This is a genomic window from Pseudomonas syringae KCTC 12500, from assembly GCF_000507185.2.
Taxonomy (GTDB): domain Bacteria; phylum Pseudomonadota; class Gammaproteobacteria; order Pseudomonadales; family Pseudomonadaceae; genus Aquipseudomonas; species Aquipseudomonas syringae.
The window spans coordinates 4,913,849-4,936,462 of record NZ_AYTM02000002.1; the positions used below are offsets into that span (position 1 = coordinate 4,913,849).

Annotated in this window: 29 protein-coding genes; 18 read left to right on the forward strand and 11 right to left on the reverse strand. The window is 59.1% G+C overall.

The genetic code is table 11. The annotated features are described in order from the left end of the window. Positions 1–58: 58 nt before the first annotated feature. Positions 59–949, forward strand: a complete 891-nt coding sequence (locus tag V476_RS21960) for a pseudouridine synthase (RefSeq protein ID WP_024960152.1) — start codon at positions 59–61, stop codon at positions 947–949. A gap of 77 nt (positions 950–1,026) precedes the next feature. Here V476_RS21960 and V476_RS21965 read toward each other — a convergent pair whose 3' ends face one another. Further along, entirely contained in the window at positions 1,027–1,251 is a 225-nt protein-coding gene (locus V476_RS21965) for a YgdI/YgdR family lipoprotein (RefSeq protein ID WP_003315600.1), read from the reverse strand. 96 nt (positions 1,252–1,347) lie between these two features. Beyond that, on the reverse strand, positions 1,348–1,953 hold the full coding sequence (gene mobA, locus V476_RS21970) for a molybdenum cofactor guanylyltransferase MobA (RefSeq protein WP_024960151.1): 606 nt from the start codon (positions 1,951–1,953) through the stop codon (positions 1,348–1,350). Between the two features lie 75 nt (positions 1,954–2,028). On the opposite strand from mobA, the gene moaB reads away from it, so the two are divergent. The 3 genes from moaB (at position 2,029) to V476_RS21985 (ending at position 4,802) form a co-directional block, all read left to right on the forward strand. Further along, complete coding sequence (gene moaB / locus V476_RS21975) at positions 2,029–2,568, forward strand: molybdenum cofactor biosynthesis protein B (RefSeq protein ID WP_002553131.1); 540 nt, start codon at positions 2,029–2,031, stop codon at positions 2,566–2,568. Positions 2,569–2,574: 6 nt separating this feature from the next. After that, a complete protein-coding gene (locus V476_RS21980; RefSeq protein WP_024960150.1) occupies positions 2,575–3,786 on the forward strand; it encodes a molybdopterin molybdotransferase MoeA in 1,212 nt (403 codons plus the stop codon). A gap of 89 nt (positions 3,787–3,875) precedes the next feature. Then, on the forward strand, positions 3,876–4,802 hold the full coding sequence (locus tag V476_RS21985) for a glycosyltransferase family 2 protein (protein WP_024960149.1): 927 nt from the start codon (positions 3,876–3,878) through the stop codon (positions 4,800–4,802). Between the two features lie 37 nt (positions 4,803–4,839). Here V476_RS21985 and V476_RS21990 read toward each other — a convergent pair whose 3' ends face one another. Beyond that, positions 4,840–6,648, reverse strand: coding sequence for a monovalent cation:proton antiporter-2 (CPA2) family protein (locus V476_RS21990; protein ID WP_017277858.1), 1,809 nt, complete (start codon positions 6,646–6,648; stop codon positions 4,840–4,842). Between the two features lie 244 nt (positions 6,649–6,892). Here V476_RS21990 and V476_RS21995 point away from each other — a divergent pair, with 244 nt between their 5' ends. After that, positions 6,893–7,081, forward strand: a complete 189-nt coding sequence (locus V476_RS21995; protein WP_003393013.1) for a hypothetical protein — start codon at positions 6,893–6,895, stop codon at positions 7,079–7,081. Between the two features lie 30 nt (positions 7,082–7,111). Here the strand turns inward: V476_RS21995 and V476_RS22000 are convergent, their stop codons facing one another. After that, entirely contained in the window at positions 7,112–7,504 is a 393-nt protein-coding gene (locus tag V476_RS22000; RefSeq protein ID WP_024960148.1) for a Fe2+/Zn2+ uptake regulation protein, read from the reverse strand. Between the two features lie 225 nt (positions 7,505–7,729). Then, a complete protein-coding gene (locus V476_RS22005; protein ID WP_024960147.1) occupies positions 7,730–8,758 on the reverse strand; it encodes a FecR family protein in 1,029 nt (342 codons plus the stop codon). A 271-nt stretch (positions 8,759–9,029) separates the two neighbouring features. Here V476_RS22005 and V476_RS22010 point away from each other — a divergent pair, with 271 nt between their 5' ends. The 4 genes from V476_RS22010 to map all read left to right on the forward strand — a co-directional run bounded on the left by V476_RS22010 (position 9,030) and on the right by map (position 11,494). Next, positions 9,030–10,061 carry an Ldh family oxidoreductase gene (locus V476_RS22010; protein WP_024960146.1) on the forward strand — a complete coding sequence of 344 codons (1,032 nt, stop codon included), beginning with the start codon at positions 9,030–9,032 and terminating at the stop codon, positions 10,059–10,061. A gap of 102 nt (positions 10,062–10,163) precedes the next feature. Further along, complete coding sequence (locus tag V476_RS22015; protein WP_003393020.1) at positions 10,164–10,361, forward strand: hypothetical protein; 198 nt, start codon at positions 10,164–10,166, stop codon at positions 10,359–10,361. Between the two features lie 87 nt (positions 10,362–10,448). Next, positions 10,449–10,706: a ParD-like family protein gene (locus tag V476_RS22020; RefSeq protein ID WP_003346037.1), complete on the forward strand. Its 258-nt coding sequence runs from the start codon at positions 10,449–10,451 to the stop codon at positions 10,704–10,706. Continuing rightward, a complete protein-coding gene (gene map, locus V476_RS22025; RefSeq protein ID WP_003423781.1) occupies positions 10,703–11,494 on the forward strand; it encodes a type I methionyl aminopeptidase in 792 nt (263 codons plus the stop codon). Before V476_RS22020 ends, map begins: the two co-directional genes overlap by 4 nt. A gap of 75 nt (positions 11,495–11,569) precedes the next feature. Here the strand turns inward: map and V476_RS22030 are convergent, their stop codons facing one another. The 3 genes from V476_RS22030 to V476_RS22040 form a co-directional block, all read right to left on the reverse strand. Next, positions 11,570–11,806 (reverse strand): DUF6555 family protein, encoded by a 237-nt coding sequence (locus tag V476_RS22030; protein WP_003315582.1) that lies wholly within the window; start codon positions 11,804–11,806, stop codon positions 11,570–11,572. A 222-nt stretch (positions 11,807–12,028) separates the two neighbouring features. Beyond that, positions 12,029–12,730 carry an endonuclease gene (locus tag V476_RS22035; protein ID WP_003423784.1) on the reverse strand — a complete coding sequence of 234 codons (702 nt, stop codon included), beginning with the start codon at positions 12,728–12,730 and terminating at the stop codon, positions 12,029–12,031. Between the two features lie 4 nt (positions 12,731–12,734). Beyond that, a complete protein-coding gene (locus V476_RS22040; RefSeq protein ID WP_004418201.1) occupies positions 12,735–12,986 on the reverse strand; it encodes a DUF1654 domain-containing protein in 252 nt (83 codons plus the stop codon). Between the two features lie 137 nt (positions 12,987–13,123). Here V476_RS22040 and V476_RS22045 point away from each other — a divergent pair, with 137 nt between their 5' ends. The 8 genes from V476_RS22045 (at position 13,124) to V476_RS22080 (ending at position 20,516) form a co-directional block, all read left to right on the forward strand. After that, a complete protein-coding gene (locus V476_RS22045; protein ID WP_003315580.1) occupies positions 13,124–13,348 on the forward strand; it encodes a YgdI/YgdR family lipoprotein in 225 nt (74 codons plus the stop codon). 193 nt (positions 13,349–13,541) lie between these two features. After that, positions 13,542–14,501, forward strand: a complete 960-nt coding sequence (locus tag V476_RS22050; protein ID WP_024960145.1) for a sugar ABC transporter substrate-binding protein — start codon at positions 13,542–13,544, stop codon at positions 14,499–14,501. A gap of 53 nt (positions 14,502–14,554) precedes the next feature. Further along, on the forward strand, positions 14,555–16,108 hold the full coding sequence (locus tag V476_RS22055) for a sugar ABC transporter ATP-binding protein (RefSeq protein WP_024960144.1): 1,554 nt from the start codon (positions 14,555–14,557) through the stop codon (positions 16,106–16,108). Beyond that, positions 16,105–17,097: an ABC transporter permease gene (locus tag V476_RS22060; RefSeq protein ID WP_016567902.1), complete on the forward strand. Its 993-nt coding sequence runs from the start codon at positions 16,105–16,107 to the stop codon at positions 17,095–17,097. The genes V476_RS22055 and V476_RS22060 overlap by 4 nt, the downstream gene beginning before the upstream one ends. A 1-nt stretch (position 17,098) precedes the next feature. Next, a complete protein-coding gene (locus V476_RS22065) occupies positions 17,099–18,115 on the forward strand; it encodes a LacI family DNA-binding transcriptional regulator (protein WP_024960143.1) in 1,017 nt (338 codons plus the stop codon). A 30-nt stretch (positions 18,116–18,145) separates the two neighbouring features. Beyond that, positions 18,146–19,066 carry a ribokinase gene (gene rbsK / locus V476_RS22070; RefSeq protein WP_024684328.1) on the forward strand — a complete coding sequence of 307 codons (921 nt, stop codon included), beginning with the start codon at positions 18,146–18,148 and terminating at the stop codon, positions 19,064–19,066. After that, a complete protein-coding gene (gene rbsD / locus V476_RS22075; protein WP_003320864.1) occupies positions 19,063–19,467 on the forward strand; it encodes a D-ribose pyranase in 405 nt (134 codons plus the stop codon). The genes rbsK and rbsD overlap by 4 nt, the downstream gene beginning before the upstream one ends. A 23-nt stretch (positions 19,468–19,490) precedes the next feature. After that, positions 19,491–20,516 carry a nucleoside hydrolase gene (locus tag V476_RS22080; RefSeq protein ID WP_016567905.1) on the forward strand — a complete coding sequence of 342 codons (1,026 nt, stop codon included), beginning with the start codon at positions 19,491–19,493 and terminating at the stop codon, positions 20,514–20,516. Positions 20,517–20,538: 22 nt separating this feature from the next. Here the strand turns inward: V476_RS22080 and V476_RS22085 are convergent, their stop codons facing one another. Then, positions 20,539–20,733 carry a hypothetical protein gene (locus V476_RS22085; protein WP_003315568.1) on the reverse strand — a complete coding sequence of 65 codons (195 nt, stop codon included), beginning with the start codon at positions 20,731–20,733 and terminating at the stop codon, positions 20,539–20,541. Positions 20,734–21,042: 309 nt separating this feature from the next. Between V476_RS22085 and V476_RS22090 the strand changes: the two genes are divergently transcribed. Beyond that, complete coding sequence (locus V476_RS22090; protein ID WP_024960142.1) at positions 21,043–21,396, forward strand: I78 family peptidase inhibitor; 354 nt, start codon at positions 21,043–21,045, stop codon at positions 21,394–21,396. Positions 21,397–21,462: 66 nt separating this feature from the next. On the opposite strand, the gene V476_RS22095 is transcribed toward V476_RS22090, so the two are convergent. Both V476_RS22095 and V476_RS22100 read right to left on the reverse strand, forming a co-directional pair. Next, a complete protein-coding gene (locus V476_RS22095; protein ID WP_003315566.1) occupies positions 21,463–21,675 on the reverse strand; it encodes a cold-shock protein in 213 nt (70 codons plus the stop codon). A 295-nt stretch (positions 21,676–21,970) separates the two neighbouring features. After that, positions 21,971–22,276 carry a hypothetical protein gene (locus V476_RS22100; RefSeq protein ID WP_003416229.1) on the reverse strand — a complete coding sequence of 102 codons (306 nt, stop codon included), beginning with the start codon at positions 22,274–22,276 and terminating at the stop codon, positions 21,971–21,973. Positions 22,277–22,614: the final 338 nt, after the last annotated feature.

Below are 22,614 nucleotides of genomic sequence, written 5' to 3' on the forward strand. Positions count from 1 at the left end.
CTAATCAGTGATAATCCACGGCAGCCGCTTCAGGCTTACACGAGTTCGAGTCCCCCGCATGTCCGAGTCCGTCTTCAGCGCCGCACAGCAGCAAGCCAGTACGTTGTATCTGCCACCGGGCTCGTGGGCCACGGTGCTCGATTGCCTGTGCGCGAAATTTCCGGCCATCAGCCGCGAACAGTGGCTGGATCGGTTTGCTCGCGGCCGGGTGCTGGATGAAAACGGCAAGGCCATCGCGCCTGATCTGGCGTACCGGGAAGGGCTGCGTGTTCACTACTTTCGTGAGGTTGCCAACGAAACGCCGATCCCTGTGGTTGAAACGATCCTCTACGCCGATGAGCATCTGGTGGTGGCTGACAAGCCGCACTTTCTCCCGGTGACGCCCGCAGGCGAATACGTCGAGCAAACCTTGCTGCGGCGCTTGATTCATCGCCTGGGCAATCCTGATCTGGTGCCGCTGCACCGCATCGACCGGCACACCGCGGGGCTGGTGCTGTTTTCCGCCAACCGACAGACGCGCTCGGCTTATCAGACATTGTTTCCCACCCGGCGCATCGACAAGTTTTATCAGGCCATTGCGCCAGCGCTGCCGGAGCTGACATTTCCGCGTTTGCACGAGAGCCGTCTGGTCGAGGGTGAACCGTTCTTTCGCATGCAGGAAGGTGTCGGCGCGAGCAACACCCGTACGCAGATCGAGGTGCTTGAACGGCAGGATAAATTGTGGCGCTACAGGCTTTGCCCGGTGACCGGCAAAAAGCATCAGCTGCGTGTACACATGGCTGCACTGGGCGCTGCCATCTGCAACGACCCGTTTTACCCGGACGTGGTGAAAGACCCTGTGGACGACTATCGGAATCCGTTGAAGCTGCTGGCCAGCAGCTTGCGCTTCGTCGACCCGCTCAATGGCGAACAGCGCCACTTCGAGAGCCTGTTGCAGCTCGACTGGTAGTACAGGAACAGTGAAATGACAGGTAAAAAAAACCCGCACTCGGCGGGTTTTTTCAAATCAGTAACGCGACGCCCGGATCACAGATCCTTGACGGTACGTACCTGATCCTTGTTGATGCGTGTCTGCTTGCCGTCGAGTTGCTTGAACTCGTAGAAGCCAGAGTCTTCATCGTACTTCGGCGTGTCGACAGCCTGGATTTCACGACCATCGTTCAAGGTGATCACAGTGGGCGATGCGCAGCCGGCGAGGGAGGCAATGCTCAGTGCAAGCAGGAAGGCAGCGGGAAGGGTCCGTTGTTTCATTACTGTGTCTCCAGATGGATTCTTGATTTGCTGAACTCTCAGACGGATACACCGTCAGCAAGTTCCGTATACACCCGCAGCAACTTCAATGACCAGTCACTTGTTGCGGTTTTCACTGATCCCGGTCAACAGACAGGGAGTGTTCAGGTTGGCCAGGCGTGGATCGCCGGCTTCCAGTTGCAGAGCGACTGGCTGCAGCGGTTCCAGAGCCCGTCTCGGGCTGCGTTCGCCGGCCTGCCATGCGGCTTCCAGCGTTGCGGCGTGAGCGACAGGGATCATACCTAAAAGCGGCTGCCAGTGCTGACCTTCACGCACCATTATCGGTCGCTCCGGGTATTCAGCGGCTTTTTCACGCAATGCGTGCAGCAACGCCTTATCGACCAAAGGTGCGTCGCAGGGCAGGATCAGCAACCATCGATGCCGCGCCAGAGGCAGTGCGGCGCGGATCCCGGCCAGAGGACCGTTGAAGTCAGTATCGTCGTCCTGCACCAGTCGATCGGCGTAACGCGCATAGTGATCGATATTGCGATTGCAGGAAATGATCAGGTCGTCGGTCAGCGGCCGCGTCAGTCGGTGCAGATGTTCGATCAGCGCAGTGCCCTGCCACTCGATCAGGCCCTTGTCACGCCCGCCCATGCGCTGTCCCCGGCCTCCGGCCAGCAGCAGAATCGAGCAGGGCGGCAGTGGGGCAGGAACATTCATCAAACACTCGTCGGGCAGTCAAAAGGAGTGCTGTGATATAACACCCGCCTGTTTTCTTAACAACTGGATGAGGCCATGAAAGCCAAGGCTGACACACCTTTCGTACCCCTTAATATCGCCGTACTGACCGTCAGCGATACCCGCACCCGTGAAACCGATACCTCGGGCCAGATGTTCGTCGACCGCCTGACCGACGCAGGCCACGGTCTGATCGAGCGCGTGCTGCTCAAGGATGACCTGTACAAGATCCGCGCTCAGGTAGCGACCTGGATTGCCGACGATCAGGTGCAGGTCGTGCTGATCACCGGTGGCACCGGCTTTACCGGCCGCGACAGCACGCCTGAGGCCGTGGCCTGCCTGCTGGACAAGCAGGTCGATGGTTTTGGTGAGCTGTTCCGGCAGATATCGGTACCGGATATCGGCACCTCGACCATTCAGTCCCGTGCGCTGGCCGGCCTGTCCAATGGCACCCTGGTGTGCTGCCTGCCGGGCTCCACCAATGCAGTGCGTACGGCATGGGACGGCATTCTTGCCCAGCAACTGGATTCGCGCTTCCGGCCTTGCAACTTTGTGCCTCACCTCAAGCAGGCCGAGCCCTGTGCGACCCGTGGTTGAGTGCTCATGAGCAACCAGCCGAAAACCCTGCTGCCTGTTGAAGACGCCATTGCGCGTCTGTTGAAGATGGCTGAGGCCACGCCGATCACCGAGCGCGAAAGGGTCTCGCTGGCTGATGCCGAAGGCCGGGTACTGGCAGTGGATCTGGTCTCCACGCTGGATCTGCCGCCCTGGCCGAACAGCGCCATGGACGGTTATGCCTTGCGCGCGGCGGACTGGCACGGCGAGCCGTTGACGGTCAGTCAGCGTATCTTCGCCGGTCAGGCCCCCGAGGCTCTGGCCCCTGGCACCTGTGCGCGTATTTTCACCGGCGCGCCGATGCCGGAAGGCGCTGACTGCGTCGAGATGCAGGAAAACGCCGAGGTGCTGGCGGATCAGCGTGTGCGGTTCAACGAACCGCTGGGTGTCGGGCAGAATATTCGTCCGCAAGGCCAGGAAACCCGGGTCGGTGATACCGTTCTGGCCGCCGGCACGCGGCTGGGTCCGATCGAACTGGGTCTGGCGGCCTCGCTGGGCCTCGCCGAGCTTGAGGTCATTCGTCGCGTGCGGGTCGCGGTGCTGTCCACGGGTGATGAGTTGATTGAGCCCGGTCAGCCGTTAGGGCCGGGGCAGATCTACAACAGCAACCGGGTATTGCTATGCAGCTGGTTGAAGCGGCTCGAATGCGAGGTCGTGGATGCAGGCATCCTGCCGGACGATCTGGAAAAGACTCGCGCTGCATTGGCGAATCTGCAGGGTGTCGATCTGATTCTCTCCACAGGCGGAGTGTCCGTGGGCGAAGCGGATTTCCTCGGCCACGCATTGCGTGAAGAGGGCGAGCTGACGCTATGGAAGCTGGCCATCAAGCCTGGCAAGCCGCTGACCTTCGGGCATTTTCGGGGTGTGCCGGTAATCGGTCTGCCTGGCAATCCGGCCTCTACGCTGGTCACTTTCGCCCTGTTGGCCAGGGCTTACCTGCTGCGTCGCCAGGGCGTGATCGACGTCGCACCCTTGCAGTTCCCGGTGCCCGCCGGGTTTGTCTGGACGCGTCCTGGCAATCGTCGCGAGTACCTGCGCGGTCGTCTGGAGCAGGGCCGGGCCGTGGCTTATCGCAATCAGAGCTCAGGAGTGCTGCGCAGCGCTGCGTGGGCCGATGGTCTGATTGAAGTCCGCGAAGGCTCGACCGTGGCCGAAGGTGACTGGGTCAACTTCATCCCGTTGAGTGAAGTGCTCGGCTGAGTGCATTCGAATGGTGGGGCGGGTAAGCATGAGCTACTCTCAACAACGCTGACACAGTGGGCAACCGGACTTCGCCCTGGAGTATTGTTATGGCGCCATTGAGAGTGGCTTGTGTGATCCCGACCTACAACGGACGCAAGGATCTGGAGCGTCTGCTGGATTCACTGGCTGCGCAGACTGCCAGCTTCGATACGCTGATCGTGGACTCCAGTTCCTCGGATGGCACGCTGGAGCTGGCGCAATCGCTATGTGCCAATGTACTGCGTATCGACAGCAAGGATTTCAACCACGGCGGCACCCGGCAGATGATGGTCGATCTGCATCCCGACTATGACGTGTACGTCTTCATGACCCAGGATGCGTATGTTGAAGACATCAATGCCATCGCCAACCTTCTGCTGCCATTCGCCGACCCTAAGGTCGGTGCGGTATGCGGGCGACAGTTGCCGCACAAGGACGCCAATCTGCTGGCCCAGCATGCGCGGTTGTTCAATTACCCGCCAACCTCGCAGGTCAAGACCCTCGCCGATGCCGGTACGCTGGGCATCAAGACCCCATTTATGTCCAACTCGTTTGCGGCCTATCGAGGCGAAGCGTTGCGGGCCATTGGCGGTTTCCCGCGGCATGTGATCCTCTCTGAAGACATGTACGTCACCGCGAAAATGCTTATCGATGGCTGGAAAGCGGCTTACGAAGGTTCGGCAGTATGCCGTCATTCGCACAATTACAGCCTGCGTGAAGAGTTTCGCCGTTACTTCGATATCGGCGTGTTCCAGGCCCGCGAAGCGTGGATCTACGAAACCTTTGGCGGCATCGGTGGCGAGGGCATGCGTTACGTCAAGTCCGAGCTGAAATTCCTCGGTCCCCGGCGAATTCTCTGGTGGCCTGTGTCGTTCGTGCGTAATGCGCTGAAGCTGCTGGCCTACAAGCTGAGTCGGCAGGAAAAGCACTTGCCCCGCGGCGTGAAGAAGAAGCTCGGCATGTACGCACGTTACTGGGATAGCCCTTACGCCTGAGTTGCGCCGCAGACCAGGCCTGCGGCGCATGAGCAGGTCAGCTTTTCGCGGCTTCTTCGTCCAGACGGTCTGACTCGAACAGCTGCGCCAGGTCGGCCCTGGCTTCGCGGGCAGTCTGCAGGACCTTGGCGTCGTCGTCATACACCTCGTGCTGAGCGGCCAGCACCTGTTCGTCATGACGCTTGAAGCGACTGATGCGCGCGTCGGCCTGTGTTTCGCTGAGGCCCAGGCCCATGAGGGTCTGGCGACTCATTTCCAGGCTCGAGTAGAACGTTTCGCGAACTGCGTGAGCGCCAAGGTCCATCAGCCGATGAACATGCTGGCGGTTGCGTGCGCGGGCAATGATCTTCATGTGCGGATACAGCTTGCGGATCAGCTCGGCAGTCTTGATGTTGGTGTCGGGATCATCGGTCGCGATGACGAAGAACTCGGCCTCATCGACTTTGGCGGCACGCAGTATTTCCGGGCGCAACGGGTCGCCATAGAAGACCGGGACATTGCCGAAGCTGCGTGAAAACTCGATGGACTCGACGGCTGTGTCCAGGGCGATGAAAGGAATCTTCTGCGCGCGCAGGATACGCGCGACGATCTGCCCCATACGGCCCATGCCGGCAATCACCACCCGTGGTTTGTCGGTCTGGATATCGCGGTATTCGGCCGGCACCTCGACGGGCTTGATCCTGGGTTTGATCCAGCGCGCCAGGGCAATGAACAGCAACGGCGTGATCGCCATCGACAAGGTGATGGTCAACACCAGCATGTCGTACAGCCCGGCCTCGAACAGCCCCTGAGCGCTGCCGATCTTGAACACCACAAAGGCAAACTCGCCGCCTGCGGCCAGTACCAGGCCCAACTGCAACGCGCTGCGGTTGTTGAGTTCGCCAAGGGTGCGACCGATCAGGAACAGCATCGGCAACTTGATTGCGATCAGCAACAGCGTCAGGCCCAGCACGATCAGCGGCGAGCTGAGCAACAGGCCGACGTTGGCGCCCATGCCAACGCTGATGAAAAACAGCCCCAGCAGCAGCCCCTTGAACGGTTCGATCTGTGCTTCCAGTTCGTGACGGTACTCGGAGTCGGCCAGCAACAGGCCGGCGAGAAACGCGCCCAGCGCCATGGACACCCCCACCAGTTCCATCAGCCACGCCGTGCCTATCACCACCAGCAAGGCCGTGGCGGTCGAGACTTCCTGAATTTTAGTCTTGGCGACGATACGGAACACTGGACGCAGCAGATAGCGTCCGCCAATCACTACGATGGCAATGCTGCCGAGTACGCGCAGGCCGTGATTGATGCTTTCGCCAGTGTCCATTGCATGATCGGCTCCGGCCAGAAACGGCACCATGGCAATCAGCGGGATCGCCGCAATGTCCTGAAACAGGAGAATGGCGAACGCCATCCTGCCGTGCGGGCTATTCAGTTGTTTGCGTTCCGCCAGGCTCTGCAGGCCGAAGGCCGTGGACGACAGGGCAAGGCCAAGGCCCAGAATGACCGCCGTGTTCAGCGACTGGTTGAAGGCACCGAAGGCGACCCCACCGATGATCAGACCGGTGAGCAGCACCTGCGCCATGCCCACGCCAAACACGGATTTGCGCATGACCCATAAACGCTTGGGCGAAAGCTCCAGGCCAATGATGAATAGCAGCAGTACCACGCCAAGTTCGGAAATATGGCTGACGCTCTCGGTATCGCCGATCAGGCCCAATACCGAAGGGCCGATGATCACGCCGGCGAACAAATAGCCGATCACCGCGCCCAGCTTCAGCCGCTTGGCCAGCGGCACAGTCAGCACGGCGGCGAGCAGAAATACCACTGCGACCTGCAGCAGGCTGCCTTCATGGGGCATGTAAAACTCCTTGGTAATAATTGAACACACGGTTGAAGCAGGGGCGGTATTAAAGCATGGGAGTTTTACACGGCAACGCGCATCGCGGCATGACGATAATCAACGTCGTTGATAGAACGTACATGAAAGGGTGCGCAGGAGAGTGATAGGTAGGGTGACGATGCCATCCGTTGCGCATCGGCGTAAGATATGCCCGCAAACAGGCAGCGTCAGTTGCCGGCTAATGAGCATTCAGGAAACCGTTATGACCAACAAGCAGCGTTTGATTTACTCGATTCTGATCGCCCTCGGCGTTCTGGCGATCATGCTGGGCTTGTCGCATCTGCAAAACAGCGGTGCCATCACCGAAAAGACCTTTCAGTACATCGCCATCAGCGTGGCGGTGCTGGTAGTGATCCTCAACGGCATCATGCGGCGCAAGGTCAAGCGCTAAGCGCTGGTGACCGGTGCGACGAAGACGGATTTACCGGGCACCGTCCTTGCCCACTTCCCCCAGCCATTCCCGGGCCCGGGGGTGCAGGCTGTAGGTCTTGTCGTCGTTGAGGTCGATCACGCCCTCGTCGCACAGGCGCTTGAGGACCTCGCGCACGCTGAGAAACGATAGCGGCACATCAAGCCTGAGCAACTGGCTGTGTACGCCGCGTACTCCCAGAGGGTGGCCTTCTTCGCTCGAGACCAGTAGCGCGTCGAGCACCTTGAGCCTGACCAGGCTGGTGCGCAGGCCAAAGCTTTTCAGGAGCATCCGGATGTGCTCGTTTCCGGGCCGCTCGGTCTCCAGAGCGGGCGACTGTGCCTGCGCAGCCACTGCAGTTTGCCGCAGCAGGGCGCGAGTCGTGATTCCTTGGCGATTGAACATCCGCAAACTCCTTTTCAGGCTTTTTAAACACTCTCAATTACTAAGACGAACGAGCTCGGCAAAACCTCAGTGTTCGGCGGAAAAAAATACGCGGCCCAGTCTGTACAGGCTCGCTGCAGCGTGGTGCGCTTGAGGTTAGATGAAGAATCGTCGGGTGCGAGAGGAGATTGTTCCGACGATGGGCGCAGCCGAATTGGCTATGCATCTGCAAGACCGCGAGTGCGATCAGCCTTTCGGTGTGTCGGAGGTACGGCGGTTGAGTACCGGGTTGCCGTTCTGATTCTGCGTCACATACACCGGCAACACCTTGGGCAGAGAGCCTAGCAGGCTCGACAGGTCGTGGGTGTTGTAACTGCCGCCCAGGCGCATGGCACCGGTTGCGCTGTCCGCCAGCAGAATGGGTGTTTGCAGGTAGCGATTGATCAGCGGCAGTGCCTGGCTGAGCGGCAGATCATTGAAGATCAGCTTGCCATTGCGCCACGCCAGGCTGGTATCGCGTGCTTCGGTCTGGCTGATCAGTGGAGCGTCGTCGCCGGTTTTGTAGATGGCCTGCATGCCGGGGGCGAGGGCGTGGCTCGAAGAAGGATGCGCACGATCACTGTTGATCTGAACCGACCCTTCGACCAGCGTCACGCGTACCTGATCCTGATACATCCATACATTGAAGCGCGTGCCGGTGACCCTGATGCTGCCTGCACCGGCATCGACGACAAAGGGATGCGTGCTGTCGTGGCTGACCTCAAAGAACGCCTCGCCCTTTGTCAGCGTGACGCTGCGTCGATCCCGATAATTGGCATAGGTCAGCTCGGTACCCAGGTTCAGCTCGGCACGGCTGCCGTCCTCGAGCATGACCAGACGTGTGGCGGTATCGGCGTTGTAAGTCTCGTAGGCGTCAGGCAGCCAGCCTTGATGCCAGCCGACGTACCCTGCAATCGGCAGCGCCATGGCAACCACCGCTGCGGCTGCGGCCAGTTTTGCCCAGCGGCCACCGCGACGAGGTCGAACGTGATCGGGCCGGTCAGCCTGGGCTTGGCGCACAGGTGCCGGATTGAGCGGTTCGATTTGCCCGGCGATATCCCAGACCTCGAGCATGGCGTTGTATTCGACCGCATGCTGGGGGTGGGCCTTCAGCCACTGCTCGAATGCTTTTCGTTCGGCGACGTTACAGTCTTCTGCATGCAGGCGCATGCACCAATGCGCAGCGGCATCGGTGATCGCGTCGTGTTCTGCGTTGCTGAAAAGAGGGTCGCTCATGGGCGCTCCGGCCTATACCTTCGGCGCATTCTACCCTTTGATTTCAGGCAGAGAGAACATTTGCAGGCTATTGCCCATCAAGGCGCTGCGTATTTTCTGGTGAATGCAAGCGGGTCTCATTGAAAACTTCCCGTCTCAGTCTGTCCGCTGCGATCAGGTTATTACCTTTGGGAGTGTCTTTGCACAATCCGCAGCGCTACTCTCGGGGCCTGCCTTCGCCTTGTAATTCTCGCTAGCGTTCTCGATCTACCGCCATGAACAGGAGTTTCAGATGCGCGCCAATTCTGCCGATCAGTCGACCCGGATTGTTTCCCTCAAGCAACTGACAGATCTGTTGCGCCGAATCTTTGTCGCTCATGGCACAAGTGCGGAGGTTGCCGAGGTGCTTGCCGAGAACTGCGCCAGTGCCCAGCGCGACGGCTCGCATAGCCATGGCATCTTTCGCATCCCCGGCTATCTCTCATCGCTGGCGAGCGGCTGGGTGAATGGCAAGGCTGTGCCGGTGGTCGAGGATGTCGGCGCTGCGTTTGTCCGGGTCGATGCCGGAGGCGGTTTTGCCCAACCCGCACTGGCGGCAGCCAGAGCCCTGTTGATAGACAAGGCGCGCAGCGCCGGCATTGCGGTTCTGGCCATCCGCAACTCTCATCACTTCGCTGCGTTATGGCCGGATGTCGAGCCTTTCGCCGAACAGGTGCTGGTCGCCCTGAGCATGGTCAACAGCATGACCTGCGTTGTGCCACATGGTGCGCGTCAGCCCCTGTTCGGCACCAACCCGATTGCTTTCGCCGCGCCCCGCGCAGGCGGCGAACCCATTGTTTTCGACCTGGCGACCAGCGCCATCGCCCACGGTGATGTACAGATCGCCGCACGTGAAGGTCGACTGCTGCCGGCGGGCATGGGTGTCGATTGTGACGGCCAGCCCACTGAAGAGCCTCGCGCCATTCTCGAGGGTGGCGCGTTGTTGCCGTTCGGCGGGCACAAGGGTTCTGCATTGTCGATGATGGTCGAGCTGCTGGCAGCAGGGCTGACAGGGGGCAATTTCTCGTTCGAATTCGACTGGTCGAAGCATCCCGGTGCACAGACGCCCTGGACCGGTCAGTTGCTGATCGTCATCGACCCTGACAAGGGCAGCGGTCAGTCGTTTGCACAGCGCAGCGAGGAGCTGGTACGACAGCTCCATGGGGCAGGGCAGGAGCGTCTGCCGGGGGATCGGCGTTATAGCGAACGCGCGCAATCGATGGTGCACGGCATCAGCATCGCCCAGGCTGATCTGGAGCGCCTGCAGGCCCTGGCGGGGCATTGAGGGATTTACAAATTCACCGACCATTCGTCGCGATTGGTCTTGTATCAGCGCGCGGTTCAAAATACTGTATGTATGAACAGTAAAGAACGAATGAGGTCTGTCATGTCCCTTAAGTCAGCGCAAAGCCCGATTGCTCAACAACACCGTACGCTCTCTTCAGTCAACGAAATGCAGCGCGAGGATTTTCTCCGGCTGGCGGCCGGACTGCGCCAGTTCAATGCCTACGAGCCGGAGGTGTCGATCGTAATCGCGGCCGCCCGCGTTGGCGGTGAATACCGCCAAGCCAGCGCGATGGAATAACGTGGCTGATCGCAGCCACGGCACGCCTTGGGTTGATTGTGAGTATACGTAACGTATATGCTTCATATATTCAACTTGAGGTGAATCATGGGTCTGGTAAAAATCTCCGAAAACATGCACGCCAATCTGCGCTCTGCCAGCGTTGCGCTCAGCCGCTCCATCAATGCGCAGGCCGAGCACTGGATGCGTGTCGGTATGCTCGCTGAACTGCACCCAGCGCTGGATTACAGCGAGATCTGCCAGATGCTGATCCGTCTCGAAAATGCTGGTGAGACCGTGCTGACCGCTTCGAACTTCAATGTCTCGGAGCCTTCAGCTTCCAGCCTGTCCAAGGCGGCCTCATGAGCAGCGCTATCGGTATCAAGACCGAACAGGATCTCGTGCAGCTGCGTATAGCCGGCAGACTGGCCGCCGATGTGCTTGCGATGATCACACCTTACGTCAAGGCTGGCGTCAGCACCGAAGCGCTCGACGATATCTGTAATGAATACATCGTCAAAGAGCTGAAAGTGATTCCTGCGAACGTCGGCTATCACGGTTTTACCAAGACCACCTGCATCTCTCCGAATGCCGTTGTGTGTCATGGCATACCTTCTGCCACCGATATCCTCAAGGAAGGCGACATCGTCAATATCGATGTCGCGGTCATCAAGGACGGCTGGTACGGCGATACCAGCCGGATGTACCTGGTGGGTGAGGTCAGCCCTCTGGCCAGGCGTCTGGTCGAGACGACTTATGAGGCAACCCGTGCCGGTATCCATGCAGTGCGCCCTGGGGCAACCCTGGGTGATATCGGTTACGCCATCCAGAGCGTCGCTCATCGCGAAGGCTTCAGCGTGGTGCGCGAATATTGCGGACACGGCATCGGGCGCAAGTACCATGAAGAGCCGCAGGTTCTACACTACGGTGCACAGGGCAAAGGCCTCAAGCTGAAACCCGGCATGGTGTTCACCATCGAGCCGATGATCAATGCAGGCAGGGCTGGCACCCGGACACTGCCGGATGGCTGGACGGTTCTGACCAGCGACCTTTCACTGTCTGCGCAGTGGGAGCATATGGTTGCCGTCACCTCGACCGGTTTCGAGCTGCTAACGCCGTGGCCTGATGGCACAGGCGATTACCCTGCCATCTGATCCGGAAGCGGCTGGCAATACCTATGAACAATGGCCTTTTTCGAAGGCCATTGTCTGGTTGAAGGGGACGATGCTTCAGGCTTGCAGCGGAGACCTTCTCCAATGTACCTGCGTCACGCCAAAGCGCTTGGCCTGCAAGGTTGCGACGCCCATCGGGCCTGCGGATATATTGCCGCTCACGGTCCCGACACCTGCATGCAGGGTCGCACAATGCAATGCGTCGCTCTGACACAATTGCTTTGCATGATGCAGAAAGCAGTGAGGTTCGCCGTTGAATTGATAGTGAATTTCAAATTCCGTTTGATGATTCATCTTTCCTGCCTGCGAACGTGATAATCAGCCTGATTTTTTTGGCATATGCACGGGCAGAGTCTTCCCGATCACGCCCTTGTTTTCAGAGAGTAGAACGAAAATCGTACTGTTCATGGTTTGAGTTAACAGTTGTCCGATGAGTGGTTTTGGATTCACTCAAGTGCATCGGTCAATGGCCGAGCAATCCATCCGTTTGAGGGCTCGGCCTTTGATCAATCGTAGTTATTTACACGATTTCAGGTCTACCGGGCCTACAAAGTCATTACCGCGTCCCATGACACAAGCGACCTGCTGGTTACGCTGGCGCTCCCATGCCTGAGGCGGATAGGTTTTGTTCCAGGCCTGATAGAGCTGCTGGTCCTGGCGCGATAGGCGCAAGTTGTACTGTTTGCTCATGTAGAAGTAAGTGCGTGCGATCATGCCGCGTATCGAGGGGCGAGGCATGACCTTTTTGGCCTTGAAATCCACTTGGGTCAGGCATGAACCGTACTGGCCCTTTTGCTCGGGTATCCAGCCAAAGCTGAAGTTGCTGCGGTCACCGTTGACCTCGCCGATACTGGGCACCAGGTTATGCAGGTCTGCCTCAGCGCGTTTGTAGACCGGGTCAGTTTTTGTGCAGTTCTTGCGCCCGCCGTTCTGCCAGCATTGGCGCAGATGCCCGATCTGCCAGGCAGGCACGATGTGTTCCCATTCAATACGACTGGCGCGCTTGGCGCTCTTGCGCGGTACATAGCCGCACCCAGCGATATCGACCCGATTGCCCGTGTATTTGCAGCCGCAGTAAAACTCGGTCGACTGCGGTGCATACAAGCCCCAGGCAACTTTCTTGGCTTCGCTGAAAGTGCGCGGTGCTTGTGCCTGAGCGGCGAATGAGGCGGTGATGAGCAGGGTAGTGCAAAGCAGTGAGGAAAATCGAAACGTCATGCCGTCAGTCTTCCTTCGGCAGCGTCCAGAAGATTTGCACGCCACCGTCGTCGCGCCAGGCGAGGGTGACATTGTCGTTCTCGGCTATTTCTTCAAGGAGCTGTGCCCAGTCGTCTTCTGCCTCGTCCGGCTGACGAAAGAGCAGGGCAGCCCTGGATTTCTGCGCGGTGGGCGAGTTGATGATCTTCTGTACCCGCATGCCCATGCGCTCGTAAGGGCCGGGAGTGGAGGGGGTCGCTGTGCTTTGTTTTGCCACGGAAAAAGGTCCCTGAATATTGCTGTACGGGCATACAGTATTTGAGTGTCGGATCTTTCGCAACATCTATGTAAGATAAAGCGCTCGAAGTGGCACACTATTGCCTTGAAAAAAACCTGACGTTTCCGGAGTCACACATGAATATCAAGTCACTGGCATTTCCGTTACTGGCCTCGGCAGTTGTGCTGCTGGCAGGCTGTTCCACGCCCTCGGTCGTCACGCTGCAAAACGGCACTCAGTATGTGACCAAAGACATGCCCAAGACCAAGACGCGCGACGGTTTCTACGAGTTCGAGGATATCTCCGGCAAGACAATCCGGATCAAGGCCGATGATGTGGCGACGGTCAAACCTGAAGAGTGAAACCCGACTGTTTGTGACGCCCGTTCCCTGCGCTAGCGGGGACGGGCAGCTCGGGAAGATTTAATTTCCGGTGGATTGACAAAGGCTGCAGCTTTTTCCATAGTTCGCTCCTCGCAAACGTTTGCGCGGCGATGCCCGGCATCGATTCTGCGCCGTTCGCCCGAACAATAATCACAAGATCGGAGATGAACTCATGAAGCTGCCATTCGCTGGACGCCTTCTCGCTGTCGCCATGTTTGCTGCCGTCACGGCAGTCATGCCCCTTTCTACCGTCTATGCCCAGACGCCTGAAAAACCCAAGGTTGCACTGGTCATGAAGTCATTGGCCAACGAGTTCTTCCTGACCATGGAAGACGGTGCCAAGGCCTACCAGAAAGAACATGCCACCGAATTCGACCTGATCTCCAACGGGATCAAGGATGAGTCCGACACGTCGGCGCAGATCCGCATCGTCGAGCAGATGATCGCCTCCAACGTGAATGCGCTGGTGATCGCGCCCGCCGACTCCAAAGCGCTGGTACCGGTGCTCAAGAAAGCCACCGATGCCGGAATCAAGGTCGTCAACATCGACAACCAGCTCGATGTCGACGTGCTCAAAAGCAAGAGCCTGCAAATTCCGTTCGTAGGGCCTGACAACCGCAAGGGTGCCAAGCTGGTGGGCGACTATCTGGCCAAGAAACTGACCGCTGGCGACGAGGTGGGCATCATCGAAGGTGTGTCGACCACCAATAATGCTCAGCAACGCACCGCCGGTTTCAAGGACGCCATGGACGAAGCGAAAATGAAAGTGGTGTCCACGCAGTCCGGTAACTGGGAAATCGACAAGGGCAACGCTGTGGCCTCGGCGATGCTCAATGAATACCCGAACCTGAAAGCCCTGCTGGCCGGTAATGACAGCATGGCGCTGGGCGCCGTCTCTGCAGTGCGTGCGGCAGGCAAGGCTGGCAAGGTCATGGTCGTGGGCTACGACAACATCAATGCGATCAAGCCGATGCTCAAGGATGGCCGGGTTCTGGCCACGGCCGATCAGTACGCAGCCAAGCAGGCGGTCTTCGGCATAGACGCTGCCCTCAAGCTGGTCAAAGGCGAGAAGGTCGATACCAACGATAAGGGCGTGATCGAAACGCCGGTGCAGCTCGTTACTCAACCTTGATCCACGCCGTGTAAAGGTGCCCGTCCGCAGAGGACGGGCGCTGGGAGAAATGTATGTCAGCGTCTGCTCAGACAGCTGTTCTTTCGGTCAGTGGCATCGGCAAAACCTACGCACAGCCTGTACTCGGTGACGTCGACCTGACGTTGATGCGTGGCGAAGTGCTGGCCCTGACCGGGGAAAACGGTGCCGGTAAAAGCACCTTGTCGAAAATCATCGGCGGGCTGGTAACGCCTACCACCGGAAACATGGAATTCCAGGGCCAGCCTTATCAGCCGGCAAGTCGTACCCAGGCCGAAAAACTCGGCATTCGTATGGTCATGCAGGAACTCAACCTGCTGCCGACCCTGACCGTGGCCGAAAATCTGTTTCTTCATGACCTGCCCCGCAGGGCCGGCTGGATCGACCGCAAGCGCTTGCGCGAAAACGCGATCGAGGCCATGGCCCAAGTGGGGCTGGACGCGATTGATCCCGACACGCTGGTCGGCGAGTTGGGGATTGGCCACCAACAGATGGTCGAGATCGCACGCAACCTGATCGGCGACTGTCACGTGCTGATTCTCGACGAACCCACTGCCATGCTCACCTCGCGTGAAGTGGAAATGCTCTTCGAGCAGATCACCCGACTGCAGGCGCGGGGCGTCTCGATCATCTACATATCCCATCGGCTTGAAGAGCTTGCCAGGGTGTCCCAGCGCATCGCCGTGCTGCGCGACGGCAAACTGGTGTGTGTCGAGCCGATTTCCCGATACAACAGTGAGCAACTGGTGACCCTGATGGTTGGCCGTGAGCTCGGCGAGCATATCGACATGGGCGCCCGGCAGATTGGCGAGGTGGCGCTGTCAGTCAAGGGGCTCAGTCGCGCCGGCAAGGTTCAGGATGTGTCCTTCGACGTGCGTCGAGGTGAAATCTTCGGTATTTCCGGGCTGATCGGTGCCGGGCGTACCGAGTTGTTGCGCCTGATCTACGGTGCAGACGTTGCCGACAGCGGTGACATCGAAGTCGGAAGGCCGCTGCAGAAGGTCAGCATTCGCTCGCCATCCGACGCAGTGGCGCAGGGTATCGCGCTGATCACGGAAGACCGGAAGAGCGAAGGCCTGCTGATGTCGCAATCGATCAGCGCCAACATTGCGCTGGGCAACATGCATTCGATTTCCAGCGCGGGCTTGGTCAACAGTGATGATGAGCTGAAACTGGCGCAGCGCCAGGTGGCGGCCATGCGCATTCGCAGTTCCAGTCCGGGCCAATTGGTCTCCGAGCTGTCGGGTGGCAATCAGCAGAAGGTGGTGATCGGTCGCTGGCTGGAACGTGACTGCACGGTAATGCTGTTCGACGAGCCGACACGGGGCATCGACATCGGTGCCAAGTTCGATATCTACGCGCTGCTGGCCGAACTGACCCGTCAGGGCAGGGCGCTGGTGGTGGTTTCCAGTGATCTGCGCGAGCTGATGCTGATTTGTGATCGTATCGGCGTGCTGTCTGCCGGTCGCCTGATCGACACGTTCGAGCGCGACAGCTGGACCCAGGACCAATTGCTGGCCGCTGCCTTCGCCGGTTATCAGAAACGTGACGCGCTGCTCAATGATGCGGCGCCCAGGAACGACTCATGAAAAATACTCCTTCTCCGACGCTGACCGCGCCGGTCCGTCGCGGCGGCAACTACCTTGGCCTCGGTACCTACATCGGGCTGGCCGGTGCGTTGCTGGTGATGATCGTGCTGTTCTCGCTGCTCAGCGATCACTTCCTGTCCTACCAGACCTTCAGCATGCTGGCTAACCAGATCCCGGACCTGATGGTGCTGTCGGTCGGCATGACGCTGATCCTCATCATCGGCGGCATCGACCTGTCGGTCGGCTCGGTGCTGGCCCTGGCTGCTTCGGCGGTCAGTGTGGCAATCCTCGGCTGGGGCTGGAGCGTGTTTCCGGCTGCGTTACTGGGCATTGCCTGTGCGACGCTGGCGGGTACGATCACCGGTTCGATTACGGTTGCCTGGCGCATCCCTTCGTTCATCGTGTCTCTGGGCGTGCTGGAAATGGCCCGTGGCGCGGCCTATCAGATGACCAATTCGCGTACCGCCTACATCGGTGATTCGTTCGCCTGGCTGTCCGATCCGATTGCCTTTGGCATTGCGCCGTCCTTCATCATCGCTTTGCTGGTCATCTTCGTCGCTCAGGCGGTACTGACCCGCACCGTTTTCGGTCGCTACCTGATCGGCATCGGCACCAATGAAGAGGCCGTGCGTCTGGCGGGTATCAATCCCAAGCCTTACAAGATTCTGGTGTTCTCGCTGATGGGGCTGCTGGCCGGTGTTGCGGCACTGTTCCAGATATCCAGGCTGGAAGCGGCCGACCCTAATGCCGGTGCCGGGCTCGAGCTGCAGGTCATTGCGGCAGTGGTGATCGGCGGTACCAGCCTGATGGGCGGTCGCGGTTCGATCATCAGCACCTTTTTCGGTGTGCTGATCATTTCTGTGCTGGCCGCAGGCTTGGCGCAGATCGGTGCGACCGAGCCGACCAAGCGGATCATCACCGGTGCGGTGATCGTGATCGCTGTGGTGCTGGACACCTATCGCAGCCACCGGGCTCGGCGCCAGGGCTGATATGGCAACCATCAAGGATGTCGCGGCCCTTGCGGGTATCTCGTACACCACGGTTTCCCACGTGCTGAACAAGACCCGGCCGGTCAGCGAGCCGGTCAGGCTCAAGGTCGAAGCCGCCATTGCACAGCTCGATTATGTGCCCAGTGCAGTGGCGCGTTCGCTGAAGGCCAAGACCACCTCGACCATCGGTCTGTTGATTCCCAACGGTATGAACCCGTACTTCGCCGAGTTGGCGCGGGGCATCGAGGATTACTGCGAGCGCAATGGTTTTTGTGTGATCCTCTGCAACTCCGATGACAATCCGGAGAAACAGCGTGGTTATCTGCGAGTGCTGCTGGAAAAGCGCGTGGACGGTCTGATTGTCTCTTCGGTCGGTGGTGATGCCGGTGTTGCAGGCGGACTTGCCGAGGTCCGTACGCCGCTGGTGATCGTTGACCGGGAACTGGACGGTATCGATGCCGACATGATCCGTATCGACCATGAGCAGGGCGCTTATCTGGCGACTCGGCGCTTGCTGGACCTGGGGCATCGCGCCATTGCCTGTATCGGCGGGCCAGTTCATAGCACCGTGGCCGAGATGCGTCTGGCGGGTTATCGGCGCGCCCTGCAGCAGGCGTCCGTCCAGGTCCGGGCCGAATGGGCGCTGCACAGTGAGTTCACCAGCTCTGCCGGTCATGAGGCCGCGCGCCAACTGCTGGAAGAACGCCCGCCGACCGCGATTTTTGCCGGCAACGACGTGATTGCCATCGGTGTGCTGCGCGCCGCCGCCGAGCGCTTGATTCGCGTGCCTCAGGACCTGTCGGTGATCGGTTTCGATGATATCCAGATGAGTCGCTACGTTTATCCTGCGCTCACCACCGTGGGGCAGTCGATCATGCAATTGGGCGAAACCGCTGCAGAAATGCTGCTGAGCAGAATCACCACACCCCATGGGCTTCCTGCCGAAAAAAGACTCGTGACGCCCAGCGTCGTGGTGCGCGAGTCCACGGCAGCGCCAAACACTTTGTCCAACGAATGACGTGCACGTACAGCAACGGATTAATGAGCCATGCAAGCAAAAATAGTGATAGTGGGCAGTCTGAACATGGATCTGGTCATCCGCGCCCAGCGTCTGCCGCGTCCCGGCGAGACCTTGAGCGGGGAAACATTTGACACCGTGCCGGGCGGCAAGGGTGCGAATCAGGCGGTCGCTGCGGCACGTCTGGGCGCCAGCGTGGCGATGATCGGTTGTGTCGGGGCCGATGCCTACGGCGAACAATTGCGTGCAGCGTTGCTGGCCGAGCAGATCGATTGTCAGGCGGTGACCGTCGTTGAGGGCGTGTCCACCGGTATCGCCTCGATCGTGGTCGACGCCAACAGCCAGAACGCCATTGTCATCGTGGCCGGTGGCAATGGTCGGCTCAGTCCGGCATTGATCGAGCGCTTCGACACGCTGCTGGCGGATTCGCAAATCGTCATCTGCCAGCTCGAAGTGCCGACCGAGACCGTTTTCCATACCTTGGCCCGCGCCCGTGCGCTGGGCAAGACCGTCATTCTCAATCCTGCGCCTGCCAGCGAGCCCTTGCCGGCAAACTGGTATGCCCTGATCGACTACCTGATCCCGAACGAAAGCGAAGCGCAGACCCTGACCGGTGTAAACGTTGACTCACCGGCTGCCGCTGAAAACGCGGCATCATCCATGCTGGCGGCCGGCGCGCGCAACGTGATCATTACCCTCGGCGAGCATGGAACCCTGTTCGCCAATGCGTCTGGCATGGAGCATATTCCAGCGCGACGCGTGCAGGCCGTGGACACCACCGCTGCAGGTGATACCTTTGTCGGCGGTTTTGCGGCGGCATTGTCCGCAGGCCATGGCGAGTTGCAGGCAATTCGTTTCGGTCAGGCTGCGGCGGCCATCTCCGTCACCCGAGCGGGTGCCCAGCCGTCCATCCCGACGTTTGAGGAAGTACAGGAATTCAATTCGCTATGAAAAAGACCCCGTTACTCAATATTGCCCTGTCCCGCGTGATTGCATCGCTGGGCCACGGTGACATCCTGATGATCGTCGACGCCGGCATGCCAGTACCGGCAGGCGTCGAACTGATCGACCTCGCGCTGACCCGCGGTGTGCCGGATTTCATCAGTGTGCTGGATGTCGTGCTGAGTGAAATGCAGGTTGAAAGCCATGTGCTGGCCAGCGAGATGGCCGAGGTCAAGCCGCCTGCGTTGCAGGTGATCGAAAGCCTGAATCTCGACGACCAATTGGGGCAACAACGCTGGATAAGCCATGAAGACCTCAAGGTCTTGAGTCGCAAGGCCAAGGCAATCATCCGTACCGGAGAATGTCAGCCGTACAGTAATGTGGCGCTGGTATCCGGAGTCGTCTTCTAGTTATTCAAGAAAGGGAGTTTCATATGACATTGATACAGTTTTCCAGGCAGTTCATTCGTGGAGCGTTGCTCTTGTCCATTCTCGGTACTGCTGCTGTCCAGGCGGCTGAAAAGCGCGATCTGATCATCGATACCGATCCAGGTGCGGACGATGTCGTTGCGTTGTTGCTGGCGCTGGCGTCACCTGAAGAGCTGAACGTCATGGCTATCACCACGGTGGCCGGCAATGTGCGGCTCGACAAGACCTCGCGCAACGCCAGGCTGGCGCGGGAGTGGGCCGGGCGCGAAGAGGTGCCTGTGTATGCCGGTGCGCCCAAGCCGCTGGTGCGTACACCGATCTATGCAGAGAACGTTCACGGTCAGGAAGGTTTACCGGGTGTGCCCGTGCATGAGCCCGCCAAGGGGCTGGCCGAAGGCAATGCTGTCGATTACCTGATTCGCACCCTGAGCAAGGCCAAGCCGCACAGCATCACCATCGCCATGCTCGGCCCGCAGACCAACCTGGCGCTAGCGCTGGTGCAAGCTCCGGAAATCACCCAGGGCATCAAGGAAGTGGTGGTCATGGGCGGCGCGCATTTCAACGGCGGTAACATCACTCCGGTTGCCGAATTCAATCTGTTCGCCGACCCCCACGCTGCGCAGATCGTTCTGGCCAGTGGTGTGAAGCTGACGTACGTGCCGCTGGATGTGACCCACAAGATTCTCACCAGTGAACAGCGCCTCAAGCAGATCGCCGCATTGGGCAACAATGCTGGCAAGCTGGTGGACGGCATTCTCAATGAATACGTCAAGCTGGACATGGAGCATTACGGTTTGCCCGGTGGACCTGTACACGATGCCAGCGTGATTGCCTGGCTGCTCAAGCCCGCGTTGTTCTCCGGAAGGCAGATCAACGTGGCGGTGGACACTCGTGAAGGGATCGGTTTCGGTCAGACAGTGGCCGACTGGTACGGCACGCTCAAGCAGCCGCAGAACGTATTCTGGGTCGAGAACGGCGACGCTCAGGGTTTCTTCGATCTGCTGACCGAGCGACTGGCGCGTCTCAAGTAGTCACGCATTCTGAAGCCGCGTATCAGGCGGGCAGTCCTGCCGCCGCATAGCGGCTCAGCACCTGGCTGATGAAGGAGCGGGCACCCTCGGTGCCCAGTTCCTTGATCAGCAGGTCGACTGCGATGATCATCAGCTCTTCCGGATTCCCGGGGCTGTGCGAGCAGTGGCCCTGAGGCCACTTGGCCTTGATGTCGGCGTCTAGGGTTATGGCTGTCATGTCTGTCTGATCTCCAGTGAAGGGCCACGTACACGCTGCTCGCGTCCCGGCGCTTGTGTCTCTGGCAGTAAACCATCCCCCGCGCATTTTGACACTTCTACTTACACATGATCCTGATAGCCCGGTTCAATGAGTACCGGCGATAAACGTTTTGTGACGATTTCTTCGCGCGTCCAGTGTCATGCCAAGGCAGACTCCCGTTCCAGACAGATCAACAGGTTACGCAAGGCATCTCGGTCGGACCGTGCAACCAACGCGCCCGAGCGCGGTCGGACAGGTCTGGAAATGTTCATTGGCAGAGGAGGGTGTATGCCCCGGAAATTCGCAACATTGGGTTTTATGGTCGTGGCTTCATTGATGGCAGGCTGCAGCAGTACGGCTTCCGATAGCAGTGCCAGTGCCAGTGCCAGTGCTGAAGCGCCCGTCAAGGCCGACGCGCCAGCCAGCAACGCGATACCTGGCCGCTGTGATGCAGGGCTTGCCCAGTTCGCCATTGGCAAGCAAGCGTCCATAGACCTCCTTTCTCAAGTCCGCGCCCGTTCCGGTTCGCAGGATGCGCGCATTCTCGGTCCTGACGACATGGTCACGCTGGAATACCGATCCGAGCGGGTAAACGTCAACACCGACGCATCGGGGAAGGTCACCCGGATCAATTGCGGTTGAGCCGGTACTTTCTTTTGCGCATAAAAAAACCCCGTCAATGACGGGGTTTTTTTTGTGTCAGGTGAATCAGGCCACCTGAACTTCTTCTGCTTGCATGCCTTTCTGGCCTTTAGCAGCAACAAAAGTAACGGTCTGGCCTTCTTTCAGGCTTTTGAAACCGTCGCTCTGGATTGCTTTGAAGTGTACGAACAGGTCGTCACCGCCACCTTGTGGAGTGATAAAGCCGAAGCCTTTTTCATCGTTGAACCATTTTACGGTGCCGGTTTGGCGATTAGACATGGTGTATCTCCAGAAACATAATTTTCAGTAACGTGCTGCTCAGGCCAACTGGGCACACCGGGCTATCATAGTCGAAATGAGCAAAAAAACAGCTATTAAGGTGGGCGCTTTGCGTAAAGGTCCCGTATATGCAGTTCACCATACTCTGCAAACCGCCCTCCGAGGTGCCAGACCCAGTACAGAACAGGCTTTATCAATGGCGCTTAAAGCCATGATTTCAATGGCTTTCAGAAGAGTCTGGGCCAACCGCCATCAGTGCTTGCCGCGCGCGGTTTAGCCCAGCTGAAAAAAATGATTATTTTGTCGCCGTGCAGTTTTCCGCGACCAGTTTTTGCAGTTTTGCCGTCAATGCAGCGGGAGGCGCTGCCTTGGTGTCCTTGAGCGAGGCTATTTCCTTGTCGGTGAAATGACTGTCCACCTGCTTTGCACCGCATTCGCAGTGAGTCGCGGCGGTCTTGTCATTCAGCCCCTGTTTCTTGGCCGCAGCAACGCATTCCTGAGTGAAGGTAGTGCGTGTCGCTCCGTCCATCGCGGCGTGAGCACCCAGCGGGATGAGGGCGGCGCTGCAGACGAGGAGGCTGGTCAGGCGTGAAAACTTCATGGTGTTCTCCTTATTGCTGGAAAAAACGTACGGGGTCTCGCTGGTTTCTGACGCCCATGAAGCCTGCCAGTTCAGGCGCCGTGTTAATTCCATTTGATTTGCGTGGATGTGCATCCCGGTCGGCCTGGCTGTGGTAGGATGCGCGTCCTGTTATTTTCAAGCGCCCCATGGCCTATGGCTTTCGGTGCAGCGCAGGCAGGTTTTTTCGTACATTCCAGTCATCTGGTCCGGTTCAAGGTTGGCCCCAAGGCTCCTGCCACTGTGAGGCAGGCATACCACCGGATCACGTACTGGCTCATCCCAACCCACGTGACCTTTGGTAGGGGTCACCACTAGGA

Coding starts and splice junctions, on each gene's coding strand:
- V476_RS21995 (WP_003393013.1), top strand. CDS start 6,893: ATGACCAACAAGCAGCGTTTGATTTACTCGATTCTGATCGCCCTCGGC.
- rbsK (WP_024684328.1), top strand. CDS start 18,146: ATGCAAGCAAAAATAGTGATAGTGGGCAGTCTGAACATGGATCTGGTC.
- V476_RS21960 (WP_024960152.1), top strand. CDS start 59: ATGTCCGAGTCCGTCTTCAGCGCCGCACAGCAGCAAGCCAGTACGTTG.
- V476_RS22000 (WP_024960148.1), bottom strand. CDS start 7,504: ATGTTCAATCGCCAAGGAATCACGACTCGCGCCCTGCTGCGGCAAACT.
- V476_RS22045 (WP_003315580.1), top strand. CDS start 13,124: ATGAATATCAAGTCACTGGCATTTCCGTTACTGGCCTCGGCAGTTGTG.
- V476_RS22100 (WP_003416229.1), bottom strand. CDS start 22,276: ATGAAGTTTTCACGCCTGACCAGCCTCCTCGTCTGCAGCGCCGCCCTC.
- V476_RS22010 (WP_024960146.1), top strand. CDS start 9,030: ATGCGCGCCAATTCTGCCGATCAGTCGACCCGGATTGTTTCCCTCAAG.
- V476_RS22080 (WP_016567905.1), top strand. CDS start 19,491: ATGACATTGATACAGTTTTCCAGGCAGTTCATTCGTGGAGCGTTGCTC.
- V476_RS22085 (WP_003315568.1), bottom strand. CDS start 20,733: ATGACAGCCATAACCCTAGACGCCGACATCAAGGCCAAGTGGCCTCAG.
- V476_RS21965 (WP_003315600.1), bottom strand. CDS start 1,251: ATGAAACAACGGACCCTTCCCGCTGCCTTCCTGCTTGCACTGAGCATT.
- V476_RS21985 (WP_024960149.1), top strand. CDS start 3,876: ATGGCGCCATTGAGAGTGGCTTGTGTGATCCCGACCTACAACGGACGC.
- V476_RS22050 (WP_024960145.1), top strand. CDS start 13,542: ATGAAGCTGCCATTCGCTGGACGCCTTCTCGCTGTCGCCATGTTTGCT.
- V476_RS22015 (WP_003393020.1), top strand. CDS start 10,164: ATGTCCCTTAAGTCAGCGCAAAGCCCGATTGCTCAACAACACCGTACG.
- map (WP_003423781.1), top strand. CDS start 10,703: ATGAGCAGCGCTATCGGTATCAAGACCGAACAGGATCTCGTGCAGCTG.
- V476_RS22005 (WP_024960147.1), bottom strand. CDS start 8,758: ATGAGCGACCCTCTTTTCAGCAACGCAGAACACGACGCGATCACCGAT.
- V476_RS22020 (WP_003346037.1), top strand. CDS start 10,449: ATGGGTCTGGTAAAAATCTCCGAAAACATGCACGCCAATCTGCGCTCT.
- V476_RS22030 (WP_003315582.1), bottom strand. CDS start 11,806: ATGAATCATCAAACGGAATTTGAAATTCACTATCAATTCAACGGCGAA.
- V476_RS21990 (WP_017277858.1), bottom strand. CDS start 6,648: ATGCCCCATGAAGGCAGCCTGCTGCAGGTCGCAGTGGTATTTCTGCTC.
- V476_RS22065 (WP_024960143.1), top strand. CDS start 17,099: ATGGCAACCATCAAGGATGTCGCGGCCCTTGCGGGTATCTCGTACACC.
- moaB (WP_002553131.1), top strand. CDS start 2,029: ATGAAAGCCAAGGCTGACACACCTTTCGTACCCCTTAATATCGCCGTA.
- V476_RS22035 (WP_003423784.1), bottom strand. CDS start 12,730: ATGACGTTTCGATTTTCCTCACTGCTTTGCACTACCCTGCTCATCACC.
- rbsD (WP_003320864.1), top strand. CDS start 19,063: ATGAAAAAGACCCCGTTACTCAATATTGCCCTGTCCCGCGTGATTGCA.
- V476_RS22060 (WP_016567902.1), top strand. CDS start 16,105: ATGAAAAATACTCCTTCTCCGACGCTGACCGCGCCGGTCCGTCGCGGC.
- V476_RS22090 (WP_024960142.1), top strand. CDS start 21,043: ATGCCCCGGAAATTCGCAACATTGGGTTTTATGGTCGTGGCTTCATTG.
- V476_RS22055 (WP_024960144.1), top strand. CDS start 14,555: ATGTCAGCGTCTGCTCAGACAGCTGTTCTTTCGGTCAGTGGCATCGGC.
- V476_RS21980 (WP_024960150.1), top strand. CDS start 2,575: ATGAGCAACCAGCCGAAAACCCTGCTGCCTGTTGAAGACGCCATTGCG.
- mobA (WP_024960151.1), bottom strand. CDS start 1,953: ATGAATGTTCCTGCCCCACTGCCGCCCTGCTCGATTCTGCTGCTGGCC.
- V476_RS22095 (WP_003315566.1), bottom strand. CDS start 21,675: ATGTCTAATCGCCAAACCGGCACCGTAAAATGGTTCAACGATGAAAAA.